The organism is Bergeyella cardium (assembly GCF_003614945.1).
Classification (GTDB): Bacteria; Bacteroidota; Bacteroidia; order Flavobacteriales; family Weeksellaceae; genus Bergeyella_A; species Bergeyella_A cardium.
This window is the reverse complement of the sequence record NZ_QYCZ01000001.1, coordinates 257,764-281,242: the sequence shown is the minus strand read 5'-3', so window position 1 is coordinate 281,242 and position 23,479 is coordinate 257,764. Positions and strand designations below refer to the sequence as shown.

At 41.2% G+C, this 23,479-nt stretch carries 22 protein-coding genes; 9 read left to right on the top strand and 13 right to left on the bottom strand.

What is annotated here, in order from left to right; genetic code table 11:
• Nucleotides 1-12: 12 nt before the first annotated feature.
• The 9 genes from D8991_RS01370 to rsmH form a co-directional block, all read right to left on the bottom strand.
• A complete protein-coding gene (locus tag D8991_RS01370) occupies nt 13-1,254 on the bottom strand; it encodes an FtsW/RodA/SpoVE family cell cycle protein (RefSeq protein WP_120488409.1) in 1,242 nt (413 codons plus the stop codon).
• A gap of 12 nt (nt 1,255-1,266) precedes the next feature.
• Nucleotides 1,267-2,598, bottom strand: coding sequence for a UDP-N-acetylmuramoyl-L-alanine--D-glutamate ligase (gene murD / locus D8991_RS01365; protein ID WP_120488408.1), 1,332 nt, complete (start codon nt 2,596-2,598; stop codon nt 1,267-1,269).
• A gap of 26 nt (nt 2,599-2,624) precedes the next feature.
• Nucleotides 2,625-3,866 (bottom strand): phospho-N-acetylmuramoyl-pentapeptide-transferase, encoded by a 1,242-nt coding sequence (gene mraY / locus D8991_RS01360; RefSeq protein WP_120488407.1) that lies wholly within the window; start codon nt 3,864-3,866, stop codon nt 2,625-2,627.
• 346 nt (nt 3,867-4,212) lie between these two features.
• Nucleotides 4,213-4,803: a hypothetical protein gene (locus D8991_RS01355; protein ID WP_120488406.1), complete on the bottom strand. Its 591-nt coding sequence runs from the start codon at nt 4,801-4,803 to the stop codon at nt 4,213-4,215.
• 13 nt (nt 4,804-4,816) lie between these two features.
• Nucleotides 4,817-4,981 carry a hypothetical protein gene (locus D8991_RS08880; RefSeq protein WP_162926719.1) on the bottom strand — a complete coding sequence of 55 codons (165 nt, stop codon included), beginning with the start codon at nt 4,979-4,981 and terminating at the stop codon, nt 4,817-4,819.
• Nucleotides 4,982-6,442: a UDP-N-acetylmuramoyl-L-alanyl-D-glutamate--2,6-diaminopimelate ligase gene (locus tag D8991_RS01350; protein ID WP_120488405.1), complete on the bottom strand. Its 1,461-nt coding sequence runs from the start codon at nt 6,440-6,442 to the stop codon at nt 4,982-4,984.
• A 123-nt stretch (nt 6,443-6,565) separates the two neighbouring features.
• The gene (locus tag D8991_RS01345; RefSeq protein WP_120488404.1) at nt 6,566-8,560 is read right to left on the bottom strand and encodes a penicillin-binding protein; all 1,995 of its coding nucleotides are present in this window, start codon (nt 8,558-8,560) and stop codon (nt 6,566-6,568) included.
• Entirely contained in the window at nt 8,547-8,909 is a 363-nt protein-coding gene (locus tag D8991_RS01340) for an FtsL-like putative cell division protein (protein ID WP_120488403.1), read from the bottom strand. The genes D8991_RS01345 and D8991_RS01340 overlap by 14 nt, the downstream gene beginning before the upstream one ends.
• A 22-nt stretch (nt 8,910-8,931) precedes the next feature.
• Complete coding sequence (gene rsmH, locus D8991_RS01335) at nt 8,932-9,834, bottom strand: 16S rRNA (cytosine(1402)-N(4))-methyltransferase RsmH (protein WP_120488402.1); 903 nt, start codon at nt 9,832-9,834, stop codon at nt 8,932-8,934.
• 394 nt (nt 9,835-10,228) lie between these two features.
• Here rsmH and D8991_RS01330 point away from each other — a divergent pair, with 394 nt between their 5' ends.
• From D8991_RS01330 to D8991_RS01290, 9 genes are all read left to right on the top strand, one after another.
• Nucleotides 10,229-10,993, top strand: coding sequence for an alpha/beta fold hydrolase (locus D8991_RS01330; protein WP_120488401.1), 765 nt, complete (start codon nt 10,229-10,231; stop codon nt 10,991-10,993).
• Between the two features lie 38 nt (nt 10,994-11,031).
• Nucleotides 11,032-11,658: a ribosome biogenesis GTP-binding protein YihA/YsxC gene (gene yihA, locus D8991_RS01325; protein WP_120488400.1), complete on the top strand. Its 627-nt coding sequence runs from the start codon at nt 11,032-11,034 to the stop codon at nt 11,656-11,658.
• A gap of 32 nt (nt 11,659-11,690) precedes the next feature.
• Nucleotides 11,691-12,677: a GNAT family N-acetyltransferase gene (locus tag D8991_RS01320; RefSeq protein ID WP_120488399.1), complete on the top strand. Its 987-nt coding sequence runs from the start codon at nt 11,691-11,693 to the stop codon at nt 12,675-12,677.
• Nucleotides 12,674-13,774 carry a DegT/DnrJ/EryC1/StrS family aminotransferase gene (locus D8991_RS01315; protein WP_120488398.1) on the top strand — a complete coding sequence of 367 codons (1,101 nt, stop codon included), beginning with the start codon at nt 12,674-12,676 and terminating at the stop codon, nt 13,772-13,774. The genes D8991_RS01320 and D8991_RS01315 overlap by 4 nt, the downstream gene beginning before the upstream one ends.
• Complete coding sequence (locus tag D8991_RS01310) at nt 13,771-15,213, top strand: oligosaccharide flippase family protein (RefSeq protein ID WP_120488397.1); 1,443 nt, start codon at nt 13,771-13,773, stop codon at nt 15,211-15,213. Before D8991_RS01315 ends, D8991_RS01310 begins: the two co-directional genes overlap by 4 nt.
• A 131-nt stretch (nt 15,214-15,344) precedes the next feature.
• Nucleotides 15,345-16,049 carry an acyltransferase gene (locus tag D8991_RS01305; RefSeq protein ID WP_160223979.1) on the top strand — a complete coding sequence of 235 codons (705 nt, stop codon included), beginning with the start codon at nt 15,345-15,347 and terminating at the stop codon, nt 16,047-16,049.
• 77 nt (nt 16,050-16,126) lie between these two features.
• Nucleotides 16,127-16,717 (top strand): ribonuclease HII, encoded by a 591-nt coding sequence (locus tag D8991_RS01300; protein ID WP_120488395.1) that lies wholly within the window; start codon nt 16,127-16,129, stop codon nt 16,715-16,717.
• Complete coding sequence (locus tag D8991_RS01295) at nt 16,718-17,488, top strand: TrmH family RNA methyltransferase (RefSeq protein WP_120488394.1); 771 nt, start codon at nt 16,718-16,720, stop codon at nt 17,486-17,488.
• Nucleotides 17,489-17,623: 135 nt separating this feature from the next.
• Nucleotides 17,624-18,388, top strand: a complete 765-nt coding sequence (locus D8991_RS01290; RefSeq protein WP_120488393.1) for a rhomboid family intramembrane serine protease — start codon at nt 17,624-17,626, stop codon at nt 18,386-18,388.
• Nucleotides 18,389-18,448: 60 nt separating this feature from the next.
• Here the strand turns inward: D8991_RS01290 and D8991_RS01285 are convergent, their stop codons facing one another.
• The 4 genes from D8991_RS01285 to mutL form a co-directional block, all read right to left on the bottom strand.
• On the bottom strand, nt 18,449-19,741 hold the full coding sequence (locus D8991_RS01285) for an aldehyde dehydrogenase family protein (protein ID WP_162926718.1): 1,293 nt from the start codon (nt 19,739-19,741) through the stop codon (nt 18,449-18,451).
• A gap of 165 nt (nt 19,742-19,906) precedes the next feature.
• Entirely contained in the window at nt 19,907-20,872 is a 966-nt protein-coding gene (locus D8991_RS01280; protein WP_120488392.1) for an endonuclease/exonuclease/phosphatase family protein, read from the bottom strand.
• A gap of 14 nt (nt 20,873-20,886) precedes the next feature.
• Complete coding sequence (locus D8991_RS01275) at nt 20,887-21,609, bottom strand: rhomboid family intramembrane serine protease (RefSeq protein ID WP_120488391.1); 723 nt, start codon at nt 21,607-21,609, stop codon at nt 20,887-20,889.
• 25 nt (nt 21,610-21,634) lie between these two features.
• On the bottom strand, nt 21,635-23,440 hold the full coding sequence (gene mutL / locus D8991_RS01270; protein ID WP_120488390.1) for a DNA mismatch repair endonuclease MutL: 1,806 nt from the start codon (nt 23,438-23,440) through the stop codon (nt 21,635-21,637).
• Between the last annotated feature and the right edge of the window lie 39 nt (nt 23,441-23,479).

The window sequence follows — 23,479 nt, the reverse complement described above, 5'->3', positions numbered from 1 at the left end:
TTAATCCTTAAACTACGCTATATCGTTTATCTCTTCTATATCTTGTTTCTTACGGAGCCCTTCCTCATCCATTACCTGAATCTGATCGCTCACACTGAGAACCAGCCCCAACTGTATATAAGTAACCAGCATAGAAGACCCCCCGTAGCTTATAAGTGGAAGCGGCTGACCCGTAACTGGGATTAAATTTACCGCAACCGCTATATTAACGGCAATTTGAACGAAAATCATTATCCCGATTGAAAAGACGAGCAGCGTACCAAAGAAGCGATCTATCTTGTTTGCTATCATCACGATTCTCAAAAGCATAATGAAGTAAAGAAATATAAGAAAAATAGCCCCCAAGAGGCCGTACTCCTCAACAATAATAGCGAATATAAAGTCTGATGCCGATTGTGGGAGCATTTGTTTCAGGGCACTTTTGCCTGGCCCCATACCCGCAAGCCCACCGTGAACGATTGCTGCTTTTGCTTGATCTACTTGGTAGGTTTTTGTCTTCATCGCTTCATCTTCTACCTCATTATTTTGAGTTTTTGAAGAGGTAAAGGTTTCTATACGGCTCATCCAAGTATGAATACGAGAGCCCCCGAGCCAATTCGTATTAAGAGCTACTAAAATGAATAAAGTCCCTGCTACAAGAGCTGAAGCCATAAAGCCTCCGATATAGCTCCACTTCATTTGCCCTACGACTAAGACCGCAAGCGAAACGAGGAGTATCATCAGTGCCGTAGAGCCATTGTCTTTTGCTACTAAAAGAAAAACAAGCATAATAGTACCAAATACCCCCAGCCATATTTCCCAAGGTTTTCGCTCTCGCCCTATGTCTTTTGTAAGAAAACGGCAGAGGTAGATAATAAGCATTAAGTAAGCAAATGTAGAAGGCTGGAAAGATATTGAAATGATGGGTATTTTCACCCAACGGGCTGCGGAAGCTCCATCAATGGTTTGCCCACTAAAGGTAGCCCAAACTATTGCCCCTATGGAAGCAACGAGAAATAAAACGCTCAGCTTTCCTATATAATGATACTTTATAATGGACATTACTCTCATCGTGAGAAGCCCAAAAATAATAAAGCCTATATGCTTGGCTATATGCCCAAGTGTAGTACCATTATTGACGATATACTCAAGGTTTGAGCTTGCTGAATATACAGGGAATATGGAGAGTATAGAAATCAGGATAACAACCCCCCAAAGGATTTTATCTCCTTTTAGCAGTTCTTTTTTTGTTTTTAGAGGCGTGTAATCATTCATTGGTTGTATTCCTTATTTGGCTTTTAATATTTCATCTTTAAATTGCTTCCCTCGGTCTTCATAGCTTTTGAAGAGATCATAGCTGGCACAGCAGGGAGATAGGAGTACGGTATCACCAGATTGGGCGAGGGATTTACAAGTTTCCACACATTCTGAGATACTTGCCGTACTGTAAATTCGTTCTACTTTATCTTTAAAGAAATCTATAATCTTTGAGTTATCTACTCCCATACAAACGATGGCTTTTACTTTTTCTTTCACCAAATCTTGTACTTCTGTATAGTCATTTCCCTTATCGGTACCGCCAACAATCCAAATGGTAGGGCGGGTCATACTTTCTAATGCATAATATGCCGCATTTACATTGGTAGCTTTGCTGTCGTTTATATAATCTACCCCATCGATTTCTGCAACAAACTCCAATCTGTGCTCAACAGGCTGGAAGCTCATCAGAGATTCCCTAAGGCTCTCATTACTTATATTTAAGAGTTTAGCAACTAATGAAGCCGCGAGGCTGTTTGCCACATTGTGCATCCCTACAAGGCTCAGCTCTTTTACCTCTATCGAGAAAGGAGAGGCAAGTGATATTTCTAATCGGCCATCTCGGAGAGAAGCTCCTTCATCAAGATTTTCTTTTAGGGAAAATGGAATCTTATGAGCACGAAGAGGTAAATCTTTTAAGAGACGAGTACTCATTTCATCATCTTGATTATAGATAAAAAAGTCTTTTGGCTCTTGGTTTTGGGCAATTTTAAACTTTGCCAAAGCATATTCTTCGTACTGATAGTTATATTGATCAAGATGATCGGGAGATAGATTGAGAAGCAAGGAAATATACGGACTGAAGTTCTGAACATCATCAAGCTGGAAGGAACTTACTTCAAGGACGAAGTAATCATAATTCTCATCAGCTACTTGTTTTGCAAAGCTCGTCCCAATATTCCCACCGAGCCCTGCATTGAGCCCTGCATTTTTAAGGATATGATAGATAAGCGAGGTAGTCGTCGTCTTCCCATTACTCCCTGTAATCGCAATAATTTTAGCCTCCGTAAATGCTGAGGCAAATTCTATCTCTGATGACAAACGAATCCCTTTCTGTTTTACTTTCTGAACGATTTCTGATTTTTTAGGAATCCCTGGTGATTTTATTACCCAGTCTGCCGAGAGAACTCGCTCCTCTGTATGGCAACCTTCCTCAAAGGGTATATTATGCTCCGTAAGGCGATTTTTATATTCCTCACGAATCATCCCTTTATCTGAAAGGAAGACTTCAAATCCCTTTTTCTTTGCGAGATATGCTGCCCCAAAGCCACTCTCTCCTCCACCTAATATTACTACTTTCATTGTTTTTAAGTTTTATACCTCTCCTCCTATCTAATCTTCAAAGTTATCAAACATATAATAGCCAATAGAATTCCTATAATAATCATTCTATTCACGATTTTACTTTCGTGATAGCCCTCCTTCTGATAATGATGATGAAGGGGAGACATCTTGAAAAGCCTATTGTTCTGAGCATATTCCAGACCGTATTTCTTTTTCCTGTATTTGAATACAAGCACTTGAAGTACTACCGAGAGGTTCTCTACAAGGAAAATCCCACAAAGCACGGGGATAAGCAGCTCTTTCCGGAGGATAATGGCAAGAACCGCGATAACTCCTCCGAGCATAAGGCTCCCCGTATCTCCCATAAAGACCTGCGCAGGATAGGTATTGTACCAGAAAAAGCCAATAACAGCGCCCACCATTGCAATGGCGAAGATGGTAGTCTCTCCCATATTGGGCAGGAACATTATATTGAGATAATCGGCAAAAATGATATTCCCCGAAAGGTAAGCAAAGAATGCCAAAGCAAGGAGAATGATGGCGCTGGTCCCTGCCGCAAGCCCATCAATTCCATCCGTAATGTTGGCACCGTTAGACACTGCGGTTACAATAAAAATCACAATGGGGATAAAGACCGCCCAAGAGTATGTCTCTGCATCCTCATCGCTCATCCAAAAAAGAATCTTGCTATAATCAAATTCATTGTTCTTCACAAAAGGCACAGTAGAAACCACTGCTTTTTCAGGTGGGGCAAACTTCTGCTCTACTGCCTTATTTGGATATTGAGCTGCATCGGTGTATTGTCTTTTTACCAAAACCTCTGGGCTACAATACATCACTACCCCAACAATAAGCCCAAGACCTACCTGACCTACGATTTTAAATTTCCCACTTAGCCCATCTTTATTCTTTTTTACCTTTTTCAGATAGTCATCTATAAAACCAATAATCCCCATCCATAGAACGGAGATGATTAAGAGCAGGATGTAAATATTTAAGAATTTAGTAAAAAGCAAGACAGGGATAAGCGCAGAGACAATAATGATAAGCCCTCCCATAGTAGGCGTACCTTCTTTCTGCTTCTGTCCATCGAGCCCCAAGTCTCTCACCAGCTCTCCCATCTGTTTTCTCCTGAGATATACGATGATTTTCTTCCCATACACCAGCCCTATAAATAGAGACATCAGTACCGCCATGCCCGCACGAAAAGAAATATACCGAAACAGATTAAGCCCTGGTATATACACGCCATTTGCGGTGAGGTATTCATATAAATAATATAACATAATGCGTATTGTCTTATTCTAATTGTCGCTTATTCTTTTATATTCTTGATTTTTTAGGCTTCCCATAAGACTTTCTCAGCCCGTGGCTACAAAAATAAGACATATAGCGACGAGAATAAAGTTTTTCGCGTAGTTTATTAGAATTTTAATTTCTCCTTTCACCTTAGGGATATTTTTCCTCATCCACATCACATTTTTTAATTGATAATTTGATACATACACTTTTAAATCCTAATACATAATAAGATAGACTTTCCTATTCCAAGCATATTTGAATTTAGTTTAACAATCTGGCAATACAAAGCATTAACCAACTGTATTTGGGCGGAACGCAAATAATATACCTTTATTGGGTATTCATCAGGGAAGAGTGATATTCTTTCAATTTATCCTGCATTAGATTTTCAAGAGATTCAAGGCTTACACCTTGATTTTGGACAAGGAATACGATGGGTGTATTATAATTAGAGAGATACTGCCACATTTTTAGAACTCTTGACTTATCTCTCTGCCTATCAATATAGATATTAGGGCTTTTTACCTCTACGATAAGCCTATCATTATCTCCGAAAAAGGAAGGTAGCTCGGAGATTTTTACAACTTCCTCCCAAGGAATGAGACCATATTCAGAGCTCATTATTCCTCGCTCATTAAGAGAGAGACTTCTCGGCTGGCGCTCGCCAAGTATCTTTTTTAATGAGGAAATAAGGTAAATAATAAAAGGCAGGTGAAGGGTGAGGAAAATAAGACCTTCGAGAAATGCAGAAAAGTACCATATAAAAAAAATAGAAAACCTATAGAGTTGATACATTAGGATAACCCAGATAAAAAACAAGCCAAAACTCTTAGCAAGGTGTCTCAGTAGCTTTTTTAGATAGAACAGGGAGCTTCCGTTGAGGATAAGCTTTTGGCCAGAATGTATCTTTTTATCATCCATAGGGTACAGAGAATTAGGAATCTAGTGCTATTCTTTCTAAAAGCAGACTCCCCTTCCATCCAGCATCTGGAAGAGGAGAGTCGGTAGGAGGCCGTCTTGCACAATCTCCTTTTTCTTTTATGGCGATCAGCATTATAGGAAGGGCGTAGTAGGATGAGGGGTTATTGGGTTTAAGCATTTACTTTCCCATTAGTTGAAGGAGTTCAGTGATGATTTCTCTATCATCAAAATGATGCCTTACGCCTTTGATCTCTTGGTAGGTCTCGTGCCCCTTACCGGCAACGAGGATAATGTCCTTAGGCTCGGCAAATTTAATCGCCATTTTAATTGCTTCCTTGCGGTCGGCAATCACAGTATACTTGCTGAAATGCTGAGGCGCAATGCCCGCCTCTATATCCTTAATGATTTGGAGGGGCTCCTCATCTCTCGGGTTATCAGAAGTGAGGATGGAGAGTGTAGCCTTCTGGGTAGCGATGCTTCCCATCTGGGGTCTCTTGCCGTGGTCGCGATTGCCCCCGCATCCGAAGACACAGATAAGGCGTTCGTTCTTAGTTCGGGTTTCATTAATGCTCTCGAGAATGTTTTCCAGAGCGTCTGGCGTATGAGCATAATCCACAATGAAAATAATACCTGTAGCAGATGTAATGACTTCAAACCTGCCATTTACTCTTCGTAGCTGAGACATTGCACGAAGTATATCTACCTGCTCGAAACCCAGCTCAGAAGCTACGGCAAATACGAGGAGGAGATTGCTAACATTAAACTTGCCTGTGAGAGCCGTCCAGAACTCTTGTCCATTAAAATTAAGGAGCATCCCTTCAAAGCTGTATTCAAGGCAACGAGCGGAATAGTCCGCAAGGGTTCGCGTAGCGTATGTCCTTCGTTTTGCCTTTGTATTTTGAAGCATTACAAGCCCATTCTTATCATCTATATTGGTAATGGCAACTGCCTCAGGGGAGAGGTTATCAAAGAAAGATTTCTTGGTATAGAGATAGTCTTCAAAGGTTTTATGATAATCTAAATGGTCACGAGTAATATTCGTAAAGCCAGCTATCTTGAAATTTAATCCTTCCGTCCTAGACTGGTGGATACCGTGAGAACTTACTTCCATAAATGCGTATTCGCAGCCGCTATCTACCGCCTCTGCCATTATTCTATTGATACTGATAATATCGGGTGTGGTATGGGTGGAGGGATAGACCTTGCTCCCAATCCTATATTCCACAGTAGAGATAAGAGCTGTCTTGAAACCTAAGAGATTAAAGGTCTCTGACAAGAGAGTAGTAGCAGAGGTTTTGCCATTAGTTCCTGTAATACCGACAAGTGTAATCTTCTCCGATGGATTGCCGTAGAAATTAGAAGCAAGCGCCCCAAGAGCTTTTACAGAATTCTTCACCTTGATGTAAGCTACCTCATCTCTTAAATCGGCTGGAAGGGTTTCGCAGACTACTGCTACAGCTCCTGCATCGAGTGCTTTATCTACAAACTGATGCCCATCAGTAGCCACTCCTTTTACCGCAATATATAAGCCACCTGGCTGAATCTTTCGGCTATCGAAATTTAGATTTGATATATCTCTATTGAGCTCACCTACACCTTCCAGAATAGGGAGTTTATGTATTAAGTCTTGTAAATTCATCGGTTTATCTTTTAAGTTAGGTAAGTTATATAGTATTCTTTCTGGCTTAATTCTCAGACCATTTTGATTTTATTTTCATTAATATTGATTTCCTTTAAAGTCTGATAGTATAAAGCCTTTATCTTATTGAGCAAGGGTTAAATAAATCCTCTGGTCTTTTTTAATGACTGTACCTGCTTTTGGGAATTGCTCCTTAATCCGCCCTACACCTTTATACTGCACTCTGTAGCCTTGGTTTTCAAGCTGGGGAATCACCTCCACCCCTGAGAGCCCTTGCACATTAGGCATTACATCGTTTTTCACAGAAACTTTTGCTGGTTTTGAGAGCAACTTATTGAGATCTGCTTTCTTCTCCTTTAACAGTTCTTTCTCTATGTTTTGAGGGGTTTTCAGGAAGGTTTTCCCTGCTATTTCCTTAAATACAGGAGCTGCTACCGTCCCTCCATAATACCCGATAGAGGTGTCTGGCTGGTCAATCATCACATAGCAGGTATATTTCGGCTTATCGGAAGGATAAAAGCCTGCAAAAGAAGCTCGGTATTTCATAGAACCTGCAATCCAGTATTCAAATCGGGCTGTTCCTGTCTTACCTGCCATTTTGAGGTTGGGAGTAAAGATACTTTTTGCAGTACCTTTTTCCACAGCTTTGGTAAGGGCATCGGTCATCATCTTAATCGCTTTTTCGGAAGCCATACTTTTAACCAAGACTTCTGGCTCAGCGGTATAGATTACCTTACCGTCTTTCATTATTTTATCTATGAAGAGGGGTTTTAGCATCTTCCCACCATTGGCAATACCGTTATAAAAAGTAGCCAGCTGGAGGATATTAAAGTTCGTTGAATAACCATAAGAGATAGATGCCAGAGTGGCTTTATTCCAGCGCTTATGGTCTGGAGTAATAATCTTAGGCTTGGTTACACCTGGGAGTTCCAGTTCCATTTTATCAAACATCTTCCATCTTTTAAGATGATTAAAGAATACCTGCGGCTCATCTGCATAGAATTTTGTAATGAGCTTTGCCGTACCTACATTGCTCGATTTTGCGAGTACATCGCTGATTTCATAAACACCCCCACCGTGCCCATCGGTGATTCTCTGTTTGGCATATTCCCAAACGCCATTTCCTACATCTACGGTAGTGTTTTCATCAATAAACCCATCATCCATAGCCGCCAAAAGGGAAATGGTCTTAAAGGTAGAGCCAGGCTCTATACCATCTTTCAGAGCGTAGTTATAAGAATCTACATACTCTCCTCTTTCGTTCTTTTTGAGATTGACCATTGCGCGGACTTTCCCTGTCTCTACTTCCATAAGAATCACAGTACCATGGTCGGCATTGTATTTCACCAACTGCTTTTGAAGTGCCGAGCTAACGATATCCTGTATCCTAAGGTCTATGGTAATATAAACATCGTTACCATCTATAGGCTCTTTGATTTTCCAATAATCAATCGGTTTCCATTGATTTGAATTTACTCTCTGCTCGAGGCGTTTGCCATCCGTACCCGAAAGATGTTTAGAAAAGGCTGCTTCCAAGCCAGACTTCCCTCGCTCATCATCCATACCGATGGTTCCTCTACCGATTTCCACCGTTGAGAGCTCCCTTGTATATCGTCTGTCTACAATAAAGCCTCCTCTGTTTTTGCCTTTCTTAAAAATTGGGAACTTTCGGATTCTATCATATTGGTCATAATCCAACCCCCGCACGAGGGAGTAGTATTGATTTCCCTTCTTCTTCTGTGTATCGAGCTTAGTACGGAAGTAGCTCTTCGGTTTATTAAACATCACCGAGAGAGAATCGGTAAGGCTGGATATATTGTTCTGATACAGCGTATCTCTTATCGTCTTAAAATCTATATAAATATCATAGCGCATTACGGTAGTTGCCAAGATAGAACCATCGGAAGCATAAAGATTCCCTCGTGCAGCTTTCAGGGTAGCTTCGCGGTAGTTTTTTCGGACAATTTCCTGCTGTATCTCCTCTACATTAGTGGTTTGAATAAATAAAATACGCACAACAAAAAAGATAAACAATAGAGCAACCACCGCTACAAAAGCATAAGCCCAGTATAGGGTTCTCTTTCGTTTGAGTTCAAATTCCGTACTACTTTTTGCCATTGGTGCTGTCTATTTTTATCAATAATTTATGGGGATGTTTTTCCAGAGGGAAGAGCGAATCTTTCTCCATTTCTTTTCCGAGTTCGGATTCCATTTTCACTTTTATCAAACGGCTTTGGGCATATGCGTTGCGAGATTTATATTCTTCTACCTGCTCTTTGAGCTGGTTCACCTGCTTTATTTTATTGCTCGCCATATGGCTGAGATAGATGGTAATAAAGACCAATACAGATAGAAACAAGAAGTATTTATAGTTTGCCCGAATCTCCTCAAGGTGGAGGAAGTTCCCCTTTATAATATCCTTAAAGGTAAGTTTCTTTCGCTCTCTATGTTTTTTTCTCTTTGCCAAAATTTCAAACTTTAATTGTTGATTAAACTGCTCCTACCTTTATTCCTATCCGCATTTTTGCGCTTCTCGCTCTTGAGTTTTGTTCTATCTCCTCATCAGTAGGGACAATTGCTTTGGATTGTAGAAGCTCAAAAGCCTTCTGATAATTTCCATAAATATCTCTTTCGGGTTCGCCTTCAAACTTACCATTTTTCAGGAATCTCTTGACCAGCCTATCTTCTAATGAATGATAAGAGATTACGACCAATCTCCCCTCAGGTTTTAATACTCTGTGCGCCTGTACCAGCATTTCTTTTAGTGCTTCCAGTTCCTCATTCACCTCTATCCGTATCGCCTGGAAGACCTGTGCAAAGAACTTATTCTGCTTATGCGGAGGTATGAAACTGAAGAGTTCTTTTAAGTCTTTCGTGCTATGTATCGGCTTGGTTTTCCGCTGATGAACCACCTCTCTCGCGAGCTTTCTCGCCTCCCTAAGCTCTCCATAATAGTAGAAAATATCGGCTAGCTTTTCCTCTTCATATTCGTTGATAACCACTCGTGCATCCAATCCCTGAAGCACATTCATACGCATATCCAAAGGTGCATCTGAACGGGTAGAGAAGCCTCTTTCTGCTTCATCAAACTGATGAGAAGACACCCCTAAATCTGCCAGCACACCACTGACCTCCCTTATGCCATACATCAGAAGAGAGTTTTCTAAAAACCTGAAATTTTGATTAATCAAGATAAATCGCTCATCATCTATGGCATTATTGAGCGCATCCAAATCTTGGTCAAAGGAAAACAGCCTGCCCTTAGTCGAGAGCCTCCCAAGAATCTCCCGAGAATGCCCTCCGCCCCCAAAAGTACAATCTACATACACGCCATCTGGGTCGGTTACCAGCTCATCTACACTCCTTTTGAGTAGCACAGGATTATGATACATCTCTATCTTTTTTTTCGGGTACAAATGTAGCATTTTTCGCGTACTAAGCCTTAAGCAATACGGAATTTTGAACAGCTTCCAAAAGGATGAAAATTCACCTCTATAAGTTATTGATTTCCAAAACCCACAGAGAAGGTAAAAAAACTGACTACCTTTTTCAAAAACTGACTGCCTTTTTCAAAAAACTGACTGCGTTTTTTCAAAAACTGACTGTGTTTTTTTAGAGGCTGACTGCCTTTTTAAAAAATGCGACTTTCATCTCTCCAAAAATTGACTTCAATCCAAAAAAAAATTGAGTAGGTTTGTTTCTCCTCCATCCGTACAGAAAAGCAGATGCAGGCTACGGTATATTTCTATCTTATTTCGTACTTTTGCGTCTCAGTTAGACAGGTCTATGATTTTTAAAACTAAAAAGGAAAAAAAATTCAACTATATAGAGGAAGGCGAGGGACATCCTTTAGTATTGCTACACGGACTGATGGGCGGGCTTAGCAATTTTGATAAAATGGTGGATTTCTTTTCTGCAAGAGGCTACAAAGTCCTCGTACCTCAATTACCGATTTACGACTTACCCGTTCTCAATACCAACCTTAGCGCCATAGCAAAGTATGTGGCGAAATTTATCGATGAGCATATCGGCACACCTGTAACCATTGTAGGAAACTCTATGGGTGGGCATATCGGGCTTATACTGACCATAAACAGACCCGAATTAGTAAAAAATCTTGTACTAACAGGAAGCTCTGGGCTTTACGAAAGGACTTTTGGCGACAGCTTCCCAAGAAAAGGAGATAAGGAATACATCAAACGAAAAACTCAGGATGTTTTTTATGATCCATCCGTAGCTACCGATGAGCTGGTAGATGAAGTTTTTGCCGTAGTAAATGACAGAATGAAAGGCATAAAGACCGTAATGCTCGCAAGAAGCGCCATAAAACACAATATGCTGAAAGACTTACCTAATATAAAATGCCCTACCTGCATCATCTGGGGCAAGCAGGATAATGTAACCCCTCCCGATGTGGCAGAAGATATGCACAAGTACATCCCCAACTCTGAGCTATACTGGATAGACCAGTGCGGGCACGCCGCTATGATGGAAAAACCCGATGAGTTTAATGAAATACTCTACCGCTGGCTGAGTAAAATATCTGCTTAGTAGCTTTAAATAAAGGTATAACCATTAATTTTACCCAAATGATGATTAAGTCTGCTGAGTTTGTAAAAAGTAGTAGCAAATGGCAGGAATGCCCAGAGCCTACCCTCCCTGAATATGCCTTTATCGGGCGGTCTAATGTGGGGAAATCCTCCCTCATCAATGCAATGATGAACAAGAAAGACCTGGCAAAAACCTCTCAGACACCTGGGAAAACGCAGCTGATTAATCACTTCCTTATCAATGAGGACTGGTACCTGACCGACCTGCCTGGCTATGGATACGCCAAAGTCTCCAAAACCCAGAGAAAAGATTTTGAAAAACTCATCTCCAACTATATCCTTAACCGAAAAAACCTCGTCAATTTATTCATATTAGTAGACTCTCGTCATACGCCTCAGAAGATAGACCTTGAATTTATGGAATGGTGTGGAGAGAGCGGAGTGCCATTCTCCATTATCTTTACAAAGACCGATAAGCTCAAGCCCAATGCAATCCTGAAAAATGTAGAAATCTATAAGCAAAAACTATTGGAAAGCTGGGAAGAGCTCCCCGAAATCTTCGCCACCTCAGCAGAAAAGAAAGAAGGTTGCGACGAAGTTCTCAGCACCATAACACAGACCAACCTCTACCTAAGAGAGAATAAAGTAGATTTCTCTAAGAATTAAAATCCTGAAAAAGGCTTCACCATAAAATAATAATGATGAAATCTATTAGCATAAGGCAATATCAGGAAGAAGATTACCTTTGTTGGAATACTTTCGTAGCAGAGGCAAAGAATGCTACCTTCCTCTTTCATCGTGATTTTATGGAATATCACAAAGACAGATTCCAAGACTGCTCGCTAATGGTCTTTGAGGATAAAAAACCAATAGCCCTAATCCCCGCACACAGAGAGCAAGAGGGTTTTTATACCCACTGGGGGCTTACCTACGGCGGAATACTCACAAAACGAGATATCCGAACGCAACTTTTTACCAATATATTCACACATTTGCTACAATATTTAAAAGCTCAAGGTTTTAACAGGCTTTTCTGGAAAGAAATCCCCCATTTTTACAGCGATTGTGGGAATGATGAATGGAAATTTATGATGTATCGCCTCAATGCTCAACTGATAAGGAGATTCCTAACCTCCACAATAGATTTAAGGAAAGGTTTTATACCCTCTAAAATCATCAAAAGGCATATTAATGATGCAAAAAAACAGGGCATCTCTATACAAAAGATGAATAACTACACCGCCTTTTGGAATGAAATCCTCTCCCCCGAGCTTATGCAAAATCATCATACCCAGCCTGTGCATTCCACTGAAGAAATCAGCAAGCTGGCGAATCTGTTTCCCAAGAATATTGAGATGTATGGAGCCTTCCTCAACGGAAAACTAATTGCAGGAACGGTGCTCTTCATCAATAAAAGAACAGTGCATTCACAATACATCTGCGGGCTTAGAGAATACAGAAAAACAGGAGCGTTGGACTTGCTCTTCTCCGAGCTCATCACCGATATATATAAGGATTACGACTATTTTGATTTCGGTATTTCTAATGAACTGTACGAAGGGAAACTCAAAATAAATGACGGACTCCTGTTCTGGAAAGAAGGCTTTGGAGCAAGGAGCTACACACAGGATTTCTATGAATTAGACCTTAGAAATACGCACCCAACAGAAAATATTTATCTATGATTCCTTACCTTGACTTAAAGAAAATCAACCACCCATACGAAGAAGCCATCCTTCAAAAGACCAAAGATTTGCTCCAGTCTGGCTGGTATATACTGGGTGAGGAAGTCTCTGCCTTTGAGGCTCAGTTTGCCCAATACTGCGGTAGCCTATTCGCCATAGGCACAGGCAATGGATTAGAGGCTTTGGAACTCATCTTTAAGGCTTATATACAGCTGGGCAGGCTCAATAAAGAAGATGAAATCCTCGTACCTGCCAATACCTATATCGCGAGTATTTTAAGTATTATGAATGCTGGTCTTACTCCAAAACTCATAGACACCAATCTGGATAATTACAACTTTGAGCTCACCACTCTTCAAAAGAATATAACTCCCGCTACCAAAGGGATACTAATGGTTCATCTCTATGGGCAGATTACAGATGCAGAGAACATCAGGCGATGGGCAAAAGAGCAAAACCTGCTTCTGATAGAAGATGCCGCACAGGCACACGGTGCCGAAGAAAATCAGCTAAAAGCAGGGAATATAGGAGATGCTGCGGGCTTTAGCTTCTACCCAGGTAAGAACCTCGGAGCACTCGGAGATGGTGGAGCGGTTACCACTTCTGATGAAGCACTTGCCACCTGCATAAAAGCCCTCAGGAATTATGGTTCTGAGAAGAAATATCAGCATAAATACAAAGGTTTCAATTCCCGATTGGATGAATGGCAGGCAGGTATTCTCAGCTTAAAGCTCAAAGATTTAGATAACGATAATGAAAAGCGAAGAAGCATCGCAAAACGGTACTTATCCGAAATAAAAAATCCCCAAATCTCTTTACCGAAATGGAACGGAAGTAAAAATCACATCTTCCACATCTTCGGGGTACGAGTGGCAGACAGAGCGAGCTTCCAAGATTATCTGCTGAGGCAAGGCATACAAACGCTCATCCACTATCCTACCCCACCCCACAAGCAGGAAGCGATGAAAGAATTTTCCCACCTCAGCTTACCCATATCCGAGCAAATCCACAGAGAAATCATCAGCATTCCCTGCCATCAAATGTTGAAAGAAGAAGAGGTAGATTACATCATTAAAGCCATCAACGACTACGAATGAGCAATCAACAGAACTTAAAAAAAATCATTACGAACATTACGACTTTCGGCAGTGTTCATATTTTCTCTTTGCTCATCAGCATCATCCGCTCAAAGCTCGCAACGCTATGGCTGGGGGCTCAGGGGGTGGGCTTTTTAGGATTACTCACCTCTACATTTAATCTTATCATCAGCTTAACGAATTGCGGACTGCCAGCCAGCACCGTAAGATATCTATCCGAGAATGAAAACCTCCAATCTATAGAGCGAATCTCACTTATTCAAAAATTATCCATCATCATTGGGATAATAGGGGCGGTTCTCTGCTTTTTATTTTCTCATCAGCTCTCGATGATTACCTTTGATACCGCTGATTACCGCTGGGCTTTTCAGCTGATTTCCTTCTCGGTTGTAATGAAGCAGATCACCGAGATTTATACCTCCATCTTCCAAAGTAGAATGGAAGTGAAGAAGCTCGCTAATGCCAACCTCACTGCCAATATCATCGGTATTTTGATTACCCTGCCTCTCTATTATTATTTTCATCTGAGGGGTGTGGTTTATAACCTCATCGCAGTAGGCATCGTAGAATTTATAGTATTTAGAATCGCCTTCCGAAGGTTAAAATTGAAAGATGATAAAACAGCTCTCCCTTTTAACAAAGCCAAAGATGCCAAAAAGATTTTAGGAAATGGCTTATATTTTAATCTCAGTAATGTACTGAATCTCCTGTCTGCTTATATTGTTCAGATATTCATCCGTAAGTTTGGAGGGCTGGAGCAGACGGGCTATTATATCTCTGGCTTTACGATACTAAATGTTTATGTAGCAATTTTTTTTACGGTAATGAGTCTGGATTATTTTCCTCGGGTTTCCAGAGCAAATGAAAATACCTGTGAACTCAATTCCGAAGTGAATAACCAACTCTATATCGGTACGCTTATACTCTCCCCTGTATTAATATTACTCCTGCTGATGGCTCCTGCCATTGTGGCTGTACTTTATGAAAAATCTTTTACAGATACGATATTATATGTACAGCTGGCTTTACTGGGCGTATTCTTTAAGCTATTTTCCTGGGTTACAGGCTTTGTAATTATAGGTAAAGGTAGCCGAAATCTCATCTTAAATAATGCCTTATTTTTTAATTCTCTATTCGTAGTCTCTCATATTTTAGGGTTTTATTTCTATGGTATAAAGGGAGTTGCTATAGCTTCCTGTTTGTATTATTTATGTCATCTTATAGGTAATTATTGGGTTACATACAGGGCTTTCGGACTAAAAATAAGTAGGCAAAACATCCGAGTATTTGTATTATCTTCACTAATGCTTATGGGTTGTGTAGCATTATATTTTAGTTTTAATTCTTTAATGAGCATCAGCAGTATCTCTTGTATTTTTATAGCCTGCAGCATCTGGTCGATAAGGAATTTCCTACAAATCATCCAAAAAAGAAAGTAGAATAATTTCTATAAAATACTCATTAGCCCAAAACCTATAATATCAAACCTCAGCAGAAGCCTAAATATTTTAGTACTTTTGCCTTACTATCATTTTTCAGCGTGGGAAAATTAGACAATAAACTCAGGAGATTGGTTTTCTTAATCGGGAAAATCAACTGGTGGCAAACATTGCGAATTAACTTTAAGGCATTCGGTTTTTCAGATGCTTTAAAATTTCCCATTGTAGTATTCTATGGCTTTAAAATAAAAAAATTCAGCGGAGAAATTAAACTCAATATCCCGATAAAATTTGGAATATTGTCCTTCGGGCATCCCTATGAAATTTTCAGTCGGTCAAACAAAAGCGGCGAAGCATCTATACTCGGCACAATGGAAATCAATGGAAGTACCCAGTTTGGAGTTGATACCAAATTATATATAAACAAAGGAGGGCATTTAACTTTGGGGCATATCAATTCTTTTGGAAGTGAAAGCCAGATTATCTGCTTTAATAAGATTCACTTTGGCAATTGGGTGCAGTGCGGCTCTCACTGTATGTTTGTAGATACCAACTTCCATCCGCTAAAAAATGTAGCTACTCATCAGTCTATCACTATGAGCGGAAGCATTGAAATCGGAAGTTTTAATTATATCGGAATCCGAACTACCATTCGTATGGGCACGAAGACGGCTAAGCACACCCTCATTGCCTCAAATTCTTTATTAAATAAAGACTATACAAGCCTTGGTGAGCAAAATCTATTGGGTGGAATACCAGCAATAAAGCTCAAAGAAGGTATCATCAGAGATTGGGAAACTGAAATGACGGATTTAGAAAACTATCTGAAACTTTAAACCTTTCCAAAAAGGATAATATCAAACCGAGCAAAAGACGAATATTTCCTTACTTTTGCAAGGCTCAAATAAAGATTATGGCATTACTCACAAGGCTATCGGAGGCGTATATAGAGGCGGGGTGCGACGAGGTGGGCAGAGGCTGTCTCTGCGGTCCCGTAGTAGCTGCAGCCGTTATCCTGAAAGAGGGTTTCCAAAGCGATATCATCAATGATTCTAAGAAGCTCAGCGCTAAGCAGCGGGCAGAATTAGACCTTTTCATCAGAGAAAATGCCCTTGATTACGCCATTACCGAACTCCCAGCCGAGTACATCGATAAGCACAACATCCTTAATGCCAGCATAGAGGCGATGCACCGCTCTCTGGACAAGCTCCACACCAGACCCGAGCTTATTTTAGTTGATGGCAATAGGTTCCACCCCTATCATTTCATTCCCCATCGGTGCATCGTGAAGGGAGATTCTAAATTGATGAGCATTGCCTGCGCATCTATCCTTGCCAAGAATTACAGGGACAACCTGATGATTCAGCTGCACGAGGAATTTCCCCAATATGGCTGGAATAAAAATATGGGCTACCCCACAAAAACCCATAGAGAAGCACTCAAAAAATATGGGGCAACACCGTATCATCGAAAATCTTTCAGATTAGACTATAACGACGAATAAATGATAATTGAAAGCAGTCAAAACGATAAAATAAAACGCCTCACACGGCTGAATACCGATAACCGATTTAGAAAAACAGCAGGCGTCTTCGTAGTAGAAGGCAAGCAGGAGAACGAGAGAGCCCTGACTTTCGGTTACGAAGCAGTGGAGTTCTTTATCTGCGAAGCCATCTACAAAAAGGAAGTTCCCCAAGGGAAGGTTTTCTTCGTATCGGACAAGCTCTATGATAAAATAGCGTACAGAGGCAGCTCTGAGGGGATTATCGGGATTTATAAAACGCCTGAGCATTCATTACACCACTTCCAACCGAAGGAAAATTCATCGGTTATCATCATCGAACGAATAGAAAAACCAGGGAACCTCGGTGCTGTTCTCAGAAGTTGCGAGGCTTTCGGTATAGATGCCCTTATTCTGGCAGATACACGGGCAGATTTCTATAACCCCAATGTGATTCGCTCGAGTGTAGGCTGCCTTTTCGGTATGAATATTTATCAAACCTCAAATGAGGAGTTGCACCATTTTCTTCTCAAGCATCAGTACAATATCTACACTACTTTTATGGATGAAACAGCGCTACCGCTCCCTTCTTTGGAGCTGAGCGGGAGGTCAGCATTGCTATTCGGTACGGAGCATTCGGGGCTGAGTGAATTCTGGCTGGGCAAAGGCAAAAATACCCTCATCCCAATGGCAGGGACTATTGATTCTCTTAATTTGAGCAATGCCGTAGCCATATCCTGCTATGAATTTCTAAGGCAAAGAGGGCGTTTTTAGACAGTCAACTGACATTCTGTCATTCCCATTCGGCTTTCCTTAAACATCAGTATTGTACTTCTTTAAACCGCTCAGCAGGCTTGCCCTTTTTCTGTGGCAATCTATTTGTGCAATGAAGCAGAAATTTTAATTCAAATGTGGAAAAAAGAGATACAACATAAGGCTCTGCTCTACCCTTTGGGAATGGTATTCCTGATGGGTGCAGGGTTTATTCTTCAATCTATAGGGGTATTCTCGTATTGCAGTGGAGCGCTTATTCCTCAGGCTTTAGATGGATTGCTGGGGATATTCACCAGCCCTTTTTTGCATAGTGGCTGGGAGCATCTGCTGGGCAATTCAATCCCGATAGCTGCACTGCTTTTCCTCCTCTTTCAGTTTTATTCAGAGGTTGCCTCTCGGGTGTTTTTCTCAGGTGGGCTCATTACGGGCGGTCTGGTATGGCTGATGCCTCCCATCATTTTCGGAGAGGAGCTGGTCTGCATCATCGGGGCGAGTGGTATTGTATATATGCTGGCATTCTTCCTCTTTTTCGGTGGGGTATTTCGCCGAGATGCGAGGCTACTTACCATCTCTCTACTGGTAGTTCTCTATTATGGAAGTATGATTTGGGGCATACTCCCTCAGGAGTGGTTTTCCAATGCGGAAGATGCAAGGCAAATCTCTTGGCAGTCTCACGCTGCAGGAGCTTTGGTGGGGAGCTCCCTCGCTTTCTTTTACAAAAACAAAGGCGAAAAGAAAAAGAAATTTATTTGGGAATTTCCGAATTATTATAGCGAGAAGGACGACAGGCTTTGGCAGGAATACATCCAAAAACACCCAGAAGATTTTTTAGAAATGCCCCATAAGGCAGAAGATGATATTTGGAAACATCTGGACGAGCTCCGAAAAAATTCAAGCTAAATACCAAAAGAAAAACCTGCTTCGGATAAATGAAGCAGGTTTTTTAATGCGTTGGGTCCTCTACTGAATGATGACCGTCTTTGCCGTTACAAACTCCTTTAATGCCAGCAGTGAAAGCTCCGTACCGTAGCCCGAGAGTTTCGTTCCCCCAAACGGAAAGCGCGGGTCTGAGCTGGTCATTCGGTTGATATTTACAGTACCCGATTCAAGGTTTTTGATGTAAAAATCTGCCCGCTCGAGGTTTGCTGTCCAGACCGAGTTAGACAGTCCGTATGGGATATCATTTGCCAAATCGAGGGCTTCATTATCGTCTTTTGCTCGGAGGACGATTCCCACAGGACCAAAGAGCTCTTCCTGCAAGATAGGATTGGCTCTTTCCACAGCGATGAGAGAAGGCTTAAAAGCAGTATCTGATATTCTTTCAAGGGGGAGGATAACCTCTGCACCGTGCTCTAAGGCTTTTTTGTATTGGTTTTCCAGCTCATCGGCGAGGTCAGCTCTTGCCATCCCACTGATGAGGGTATTCTTATCCAATGGATTTGCGGGCTGATAATTTTTAAACTCAGCCGAAAGGAGGTCTAAAAACCTGTGATAGACATTCTCTTGAATGATGAATCTTTTAGCTGCCACGCAGGTCTGTCCGCAATTCTGCAATCTCGCCAAAGCACCTGTTTGGCTGGCTTTATTAAGGTCGGCATCGTCTAAAACGATAAAGGCATCGCTGCCACCTAATTCCAAAAGAGATTTCTTGATATTCCTCCCTGCGAGGGCTGCTACTTCGGCGCCTGCTTTTTCGCTACCCGTAAGGCTCACCCCTTTTATAATGGGGCTTTCAAGGATTTGCCTCACTTCATTATGCCCGATTTCAAGGTTTTGAAATACGCCCTCTGGGAAGCCTGCTTCGAGGAAGATGTTTTCTATGGCTCTACCACTTTCAAAGCAAATGGAGGCGTGTTTCAGTACGGCGGTATTCCCCGAGAGGAGCGTGGGGGTAGCGAAGCGAAGCACCTGCCAGAAAGGGAAGTTCCAAGGCATCACGCCTAAAATAACCCCTTTGGGAACGAAATGCACCTCCGAAAGACTATACTCAGAGGCTATTTTCTCTGGTTTCAGACTGTTTTCTGCTATGGCGTAGTAGTCCATCATCAGGGCGCATTTCTGCACTTCTGCTATGGCTTGGGAGATGGGTTTATTCATCTCCTTGGTAATGATTTTCCCTAAATCTTCGGCTCTATTTTTTAAAATTTCAGATGCCCGAGCAATGAGTTTCTGCTTATCTTCAAAGGCTATAAACCGCCATTGGTTAAAGGCCGTTTGTGCTTTATTGAGTTTTTCTTGTATTAAAGTTTCCATAATCTACTGGGTTTTAGGAGAGGCAAAAGTAAATATTATTTAAGCATTGCCACAATCTATTTTACAGCTATATGCAGTGATTTAATAAATTTTAAATCAGCCTTTAATAATAATATTATACAATTAAACCAGACAAGTGGAATTCTCTCTTTTAATTTGCAGAAACTATCGGAGGGAAAATTCAGCAATAATCGGCTGGTGGTCGGATAAATTTCTCGTCTTCGCAATATGACAAGACAGCGGTACTATCCCCTCAGAACTGAAAATATAATCGATTTTCACGGGCATTATCACCTCTCGAAATGAAACGCCCATCCCTCGCCCTGCGGACTGAAACGCATCGGTAAGCCCACGAGAAATCGTATAATATTCGTAGGAATTGGGCACGGCATTCATATCCCCTGCCACGAGGAGCGGATAGGGCGAAGCCTTTATAGAGCTTTGGAGGGCATCTGCCTGCCCCGCGTGCTCCTTAAAAGTAAATAGAAATTTTTCGAGGTAGCTGCCACTGATGTTTTCTGCCTGGCGCTCAGAATCGCTCAACTGAAAGGGTTCAAGGTAGTAATTCACCAGCCTGAGCCTCTGCCCGTGGCAATCTACATCTGCATAGATCGCCTTGCCAATATACCCGTGCCGAGAAATATTGAGAAGCCCCTCGGACTGTATGGGAAATTTGGAGAGGATAACGCAATAATCCGCCTGGTATTTAAATTTTAAATCTGAAAAATGATATTCCTTCTCACCTAAAAAGCTCGCCTCTTGGAGGAAGATCAAATCAGGGTTTTCGGTATTAATGTATTCCGCAATTTCTTTCTCACCATAAAAACCATTATGCACATTGAAAGACATTACTTTTATATCCGACGATTGGTGAGATTTCGAGCTAAAATTTACCCATCTTTTGATGGGATTGATAAAGACAAAGCTCAGACACAAAAAGAACACAGCATACCTCCACCTGATGAAAATCCAGAGCACACACAACATAAGATAAACGACCAAAACCACAGGAAACACCAATGAAAAAAAGTTGAGCCAAGCATTTACCACTGGCGAAATATAGGCATTGAGCACCGTAGCTGATAAAACAAGAGCAGTAGAGATATGCCCCACCAACAAGAGCCTTCGCATAAGCAAAAATGTTTTTACTGATAAAACCTGTTGAGATGCTTGCCCCAAATCTTTGCAAGCAGGAAACCAACAAAGGCTCCTCCTATATGTGCAAAATGAGCGATATTAGACTCCGTGTCATTAATCCCCAAATAGACTGAGCCTAAAATAATCAGCGGGAAAAGATATTTTGCTTTTATTGGGAAAGGGATAAACATAAATATCAGTTTTGAATTGGGAAATAAAGCGGAAAAAGCAGCAACTACACCAAATATAGCCCCAGAAGCACCGAGCATCCTACTGACTAAACTATTCAGCAAGTAATACTCATTAGACCCTTTGGAATAGCCCGAAAATGTACCATCAGGAGCGTACAAATCTGCATTAGCAGAGACTTCCTGCACCTGCTCTATACTCATCTGCGAAGTAATCTGAAAAACCTCAAAGCCATAACATAAGTTATAAAGCAAAAAACCTCCCAGCCCACTCAGAAAATAGAGAATCACAAACCGCTTACCTCGCAGTACCTGCTCGAGCACAGGACCAAAACTCCAAAGAGTAAGCATATTGAAAACGATATGAGCAATACCTCCGTGCATAAACATATGCGTAACCACTTGCCAAGATCTGAAATTAGGCGAATAAGGGAAATAGGCAGGCAAAATAAGATACAAATAAGGCACAAAAAATGAGAGGACAAAGACCACCACATTGAGGATAATCAGATTTTTTGTAATCGGGGTGAGCGCTCCAAACATAATATCAAAGGTTTTTTTATGGGTTTTAAAACTTATTTTTGAGTTCCTCCAAAGGAACTTCTACGAAGCAGGGCTTCCCAGAAGGGGTATATTGTGGAAAGCCAAGTGCGATGAAGTCCTTCAAAACGGTTTCTATTTCATATTTATACAGGAAGTCAAATCTGGACTTTGAACCGAGCTTATTCCACTGCTCGTTGTAGAAATCCATAAACTGCTCCTCTGTTTTATATTCCAAAATTTCAAAAAGATTCTCAATGAAGCTCAGCGTTTGAGATTCTTTTAAACCTTCGGGTACGGCATTTATCCTCAAAACATTTTCCTGAGTAATCACCATATCAAAGCCAAGGTCTGGAAGATATTTCTTTATTGAACGGAATTTAGTTTTCTCTATTTCATTGAGATGATATTCTAATGAATACAGCAGTGGCTGGCTATTCGTATTCCTTTTCTTTGTTTTTGACTGCTCAGCAATGATAATGCTGTGCATCCTGCCTGGGTCTATCATCAGGGTTTTGCCGTCTCGGTTCATCAGCCAATAGCCATTGGGCAATCTCATAATATCATCGCTGAAATCATCATCTTCATCCTCAAAGAGGTTGATTTTAGAAGGTGCGGGAGCGGTATCTGAGGTGTAGAACTCGGTGAGGTTGGCAATTTCTCCCTTTGCAGGGCGGGCGTCTTCTGCAAACGGATTGAAATCTCTCGGCACACTTATACCAGTACTGTTTTGCCTGCTGCTCGTGCTCTTTGTTTGCAGCATCTCGGTATTTGCCTTTGAGGGTGTACCAAACATTTCATCAAAGCGCTGAATATCCTTATCAAAATCAAGGCTCGGAGCAATATTATAAATACCGAGTGATTTCTTTATCGTGGAACGAATCAACGCAAAAATAAGGTGCTCATCTTCAAATTTAATCTCAGTTTTCTGAGGGTGAATATTCACATCGAGCTTCTCTGGGTCTATGTCCAGAAACAAAAAGAACGATGGGGCATATCCCTGCTGAAGCAAACCATCAAAAGCCTCTTGAACGGCTTTATTGAGATAGGGCGATTTAAAAAAACGATGATTAGCAAAGAAAAACTGTTCGCCTCTGGTCTTCTTAGCACCTTCGGGTTTGGCTACATATCCATAGAAATCTACCCATCCGAGCGACTCTTTTATCGGAACCAAAAGCGGCTGTAGCTTACGGCCAAAAATCTCCACAATCCTCTGCATCTGGCTCCCTTTTCTAAGCCTGAAAACGGGTTCATCATTATGAAAAAGGTCAAATTCTATCTCAGGATGTGCCAATGCCACCCTTTGGAATTCATCTATAATATGCCTGAACTCTATAGTATTGCTTTTTAAAAATTTCCTACGGGCAGGAACATTGTAGAACAGATTTTTCACTAAAAAATTAGAGCCTTCCGCTGTTTGTATCGGCTCCTGAAACTCCAACTTCCCTCCTTCTATATAGATATTCGTACCTACGGGAGCCTCTTTCTGCTTTGTTTTGAGCTCTACCTGTGCTACAGCAGCAATAGACGCAAGTGCCTCTCCTCGGAAACCCTTTGTAGCAATTTTAAAAATATCTTCTGTGGTTCGGATTTTTGAAGTCGCGTGCCTCTCAAAAGCCATTCGAGCATCTATTTCAGACATCCCCAGACCATTATCCACCACTTGGATAAGGTTTTTCCCTGCCTCTCGAATGATGAGCTCTATCTTGGTAGCCTGAGCATCTATTGAGTTCTCGAGGAGCTCCTTTACAATAGATGCAGGCCTCTGCACCACCTCCCCAGCAGCGATCTGATTGGCAACAAAATCTGGTAAAAGCTGAATAATATCCGACATAATCCCTCTAAAAAAATAAGACGACAAATTTAATGAAAG

What these genes read in the sequence shown, in the direction of transcription:
- D8991_RS01370 (WP_120488409.1), bottom strand. Translation starts at nt 1,254, where the DNA reads ATGAATGATTACACGCCTCTAAAAACAAAAAAAGAACTGCTAAAAGGA.
- murD (WP_120488408.1), bottom strand. Translation starts at nt 2,598, where the DNA reads ATGAAAGTAGTAATATTAGGTGGAGGAGAGAGTGGCTTTGGGGCAGCA.
- mraY (WP_120488407.1), bottom strand. Translation starts at nt 3,866, where the DNA reads ATGTTATATTATTTATATGAATACCTCACCGCAAATGGCGTGTATATA.
- D8991_RS01355 (WP_120488406.1), bottom strand. Translation starts at nt 4,803, where the DNA reads ATGGATGATAAAAAGATACATTCTGGCCAAAAGCTTATCCTCAACGGA.
- D8991_RS08880 (WP_162926719.1), bottom strand. Translation starts at nt 4,981, where the DNA reads ATGCTTAAACCCAATAACCCCTCATCCTACTACGCCCTTCCTATAATG.
- D8991_RS01350 (WP_120488405.1), bottom strand. Translation starts at nt 6,442, where the DNA reads ATGAATTTACAAGACTTAATACATAAACTCCCTATTCTGGAAGGTGTA.
- D8991_RS01345 (WP_120488404.1), bottom strand. Translation starts at nt 8,560, where the DNA reads ATGGCAAAAAGTAGTACGGAATTTGAACTCAAACGAAAGAGAACCCTA.
- rsmH (WP_120488402.1), bottom strand. Translation starts at nt 9,834, where the DNA reads ATGTATCATAATCCTGTGCTACTCAAAAGGAGTGTAGATGAGCTGGTA.
- D8991_RS01330 (WP_120488401.1), top strand. Translation starts at nt 10,229, where the DNA reads ATGATTTTTAAAACTAAAAAGGAAAAAAAATTCAACTATATAGAGGAA.
- yihA (WP_120488400.1), top strand. Translation starts at nt 11,032, where the DNA reads ATGATGATTAAGTCTGCTGAGTTTGTAAAAAGTAGTAGCAAATGGCAG.
- D8991_RS01320 (WP_120488399.1), top strand. Translation starts at nt 11,691, where the DNA reads ATGATGAAATCTATTAGCATAAGGCAATATCAGGAAGAAGATTACCTT.
- D8991_RS01315 (WP_120488398.1), top strand. Translation starts at nt 12,674, where the DNA reads ATGATTCCTTACCTTGACTTAAAGAAAATCAACCACCCATACGAAGAA.
- D8991_RS01310 (WP_120488397.1), top strand. Translation starts at nt 13,771, where the DNA reads ATGAGCAATCAACAGAACTTAAAAAAAATCATTACGAACATTACGACT.
- D8991_RS01300 (WP_120488395.1), top strand. Translation starts at nt 16,127, where the DNA reads ATGGCATTACTCACAAGGCTATCGGAGGCGTATATAGAGGCGGGGTGC.
- D8991_RS01295 (WP_120488394.1), top strand. Translation starts at nt 16,718, where the DNA reads ATGATAATTGAAAGCAGTCAAAACGATAAAATAAAACGCCTCACACGG.
- D8991_RS01290 (WP_120488393.1), top strand. Translation starts at nt 17,624, where the DNA reads ATGTGGAAAAAAGAGATACAACATAAGGCTCTGCTCTACCCTTTGGGA.
- D8991_RS01285 (WP_162926718.1), bottom strand. Translation starts at nt 19,741, where the DNA reads ATGGAAACTTTAATACAAGAAAAACTCAATAAAGCACAAACGGCCTTT.
- D8991_RS01280 (WP_120488392.1), bottom strand. Translation starts at nt 20,872, where the DNA reads ATGCGAAGGCTCTTGTTGGTGGGGCATATCTCTACTGCTCTTGTTTTA.
- D8991_RS01275 (WP_120488391.1), bottom strand. Translation starts at nt 21,609, where the DNA reads ATGTTTGGAGCGCTCACCCCGATTACAAAAAATCTGATTATCCTCAAT.
- mutL (WP_120488390.1), bottom strand. Translation starts at nt 23,440, where the DNA reads ATGTCGGATATTATTCAGCTTTTACCAGATTTTGTTGCCAATCAGATC.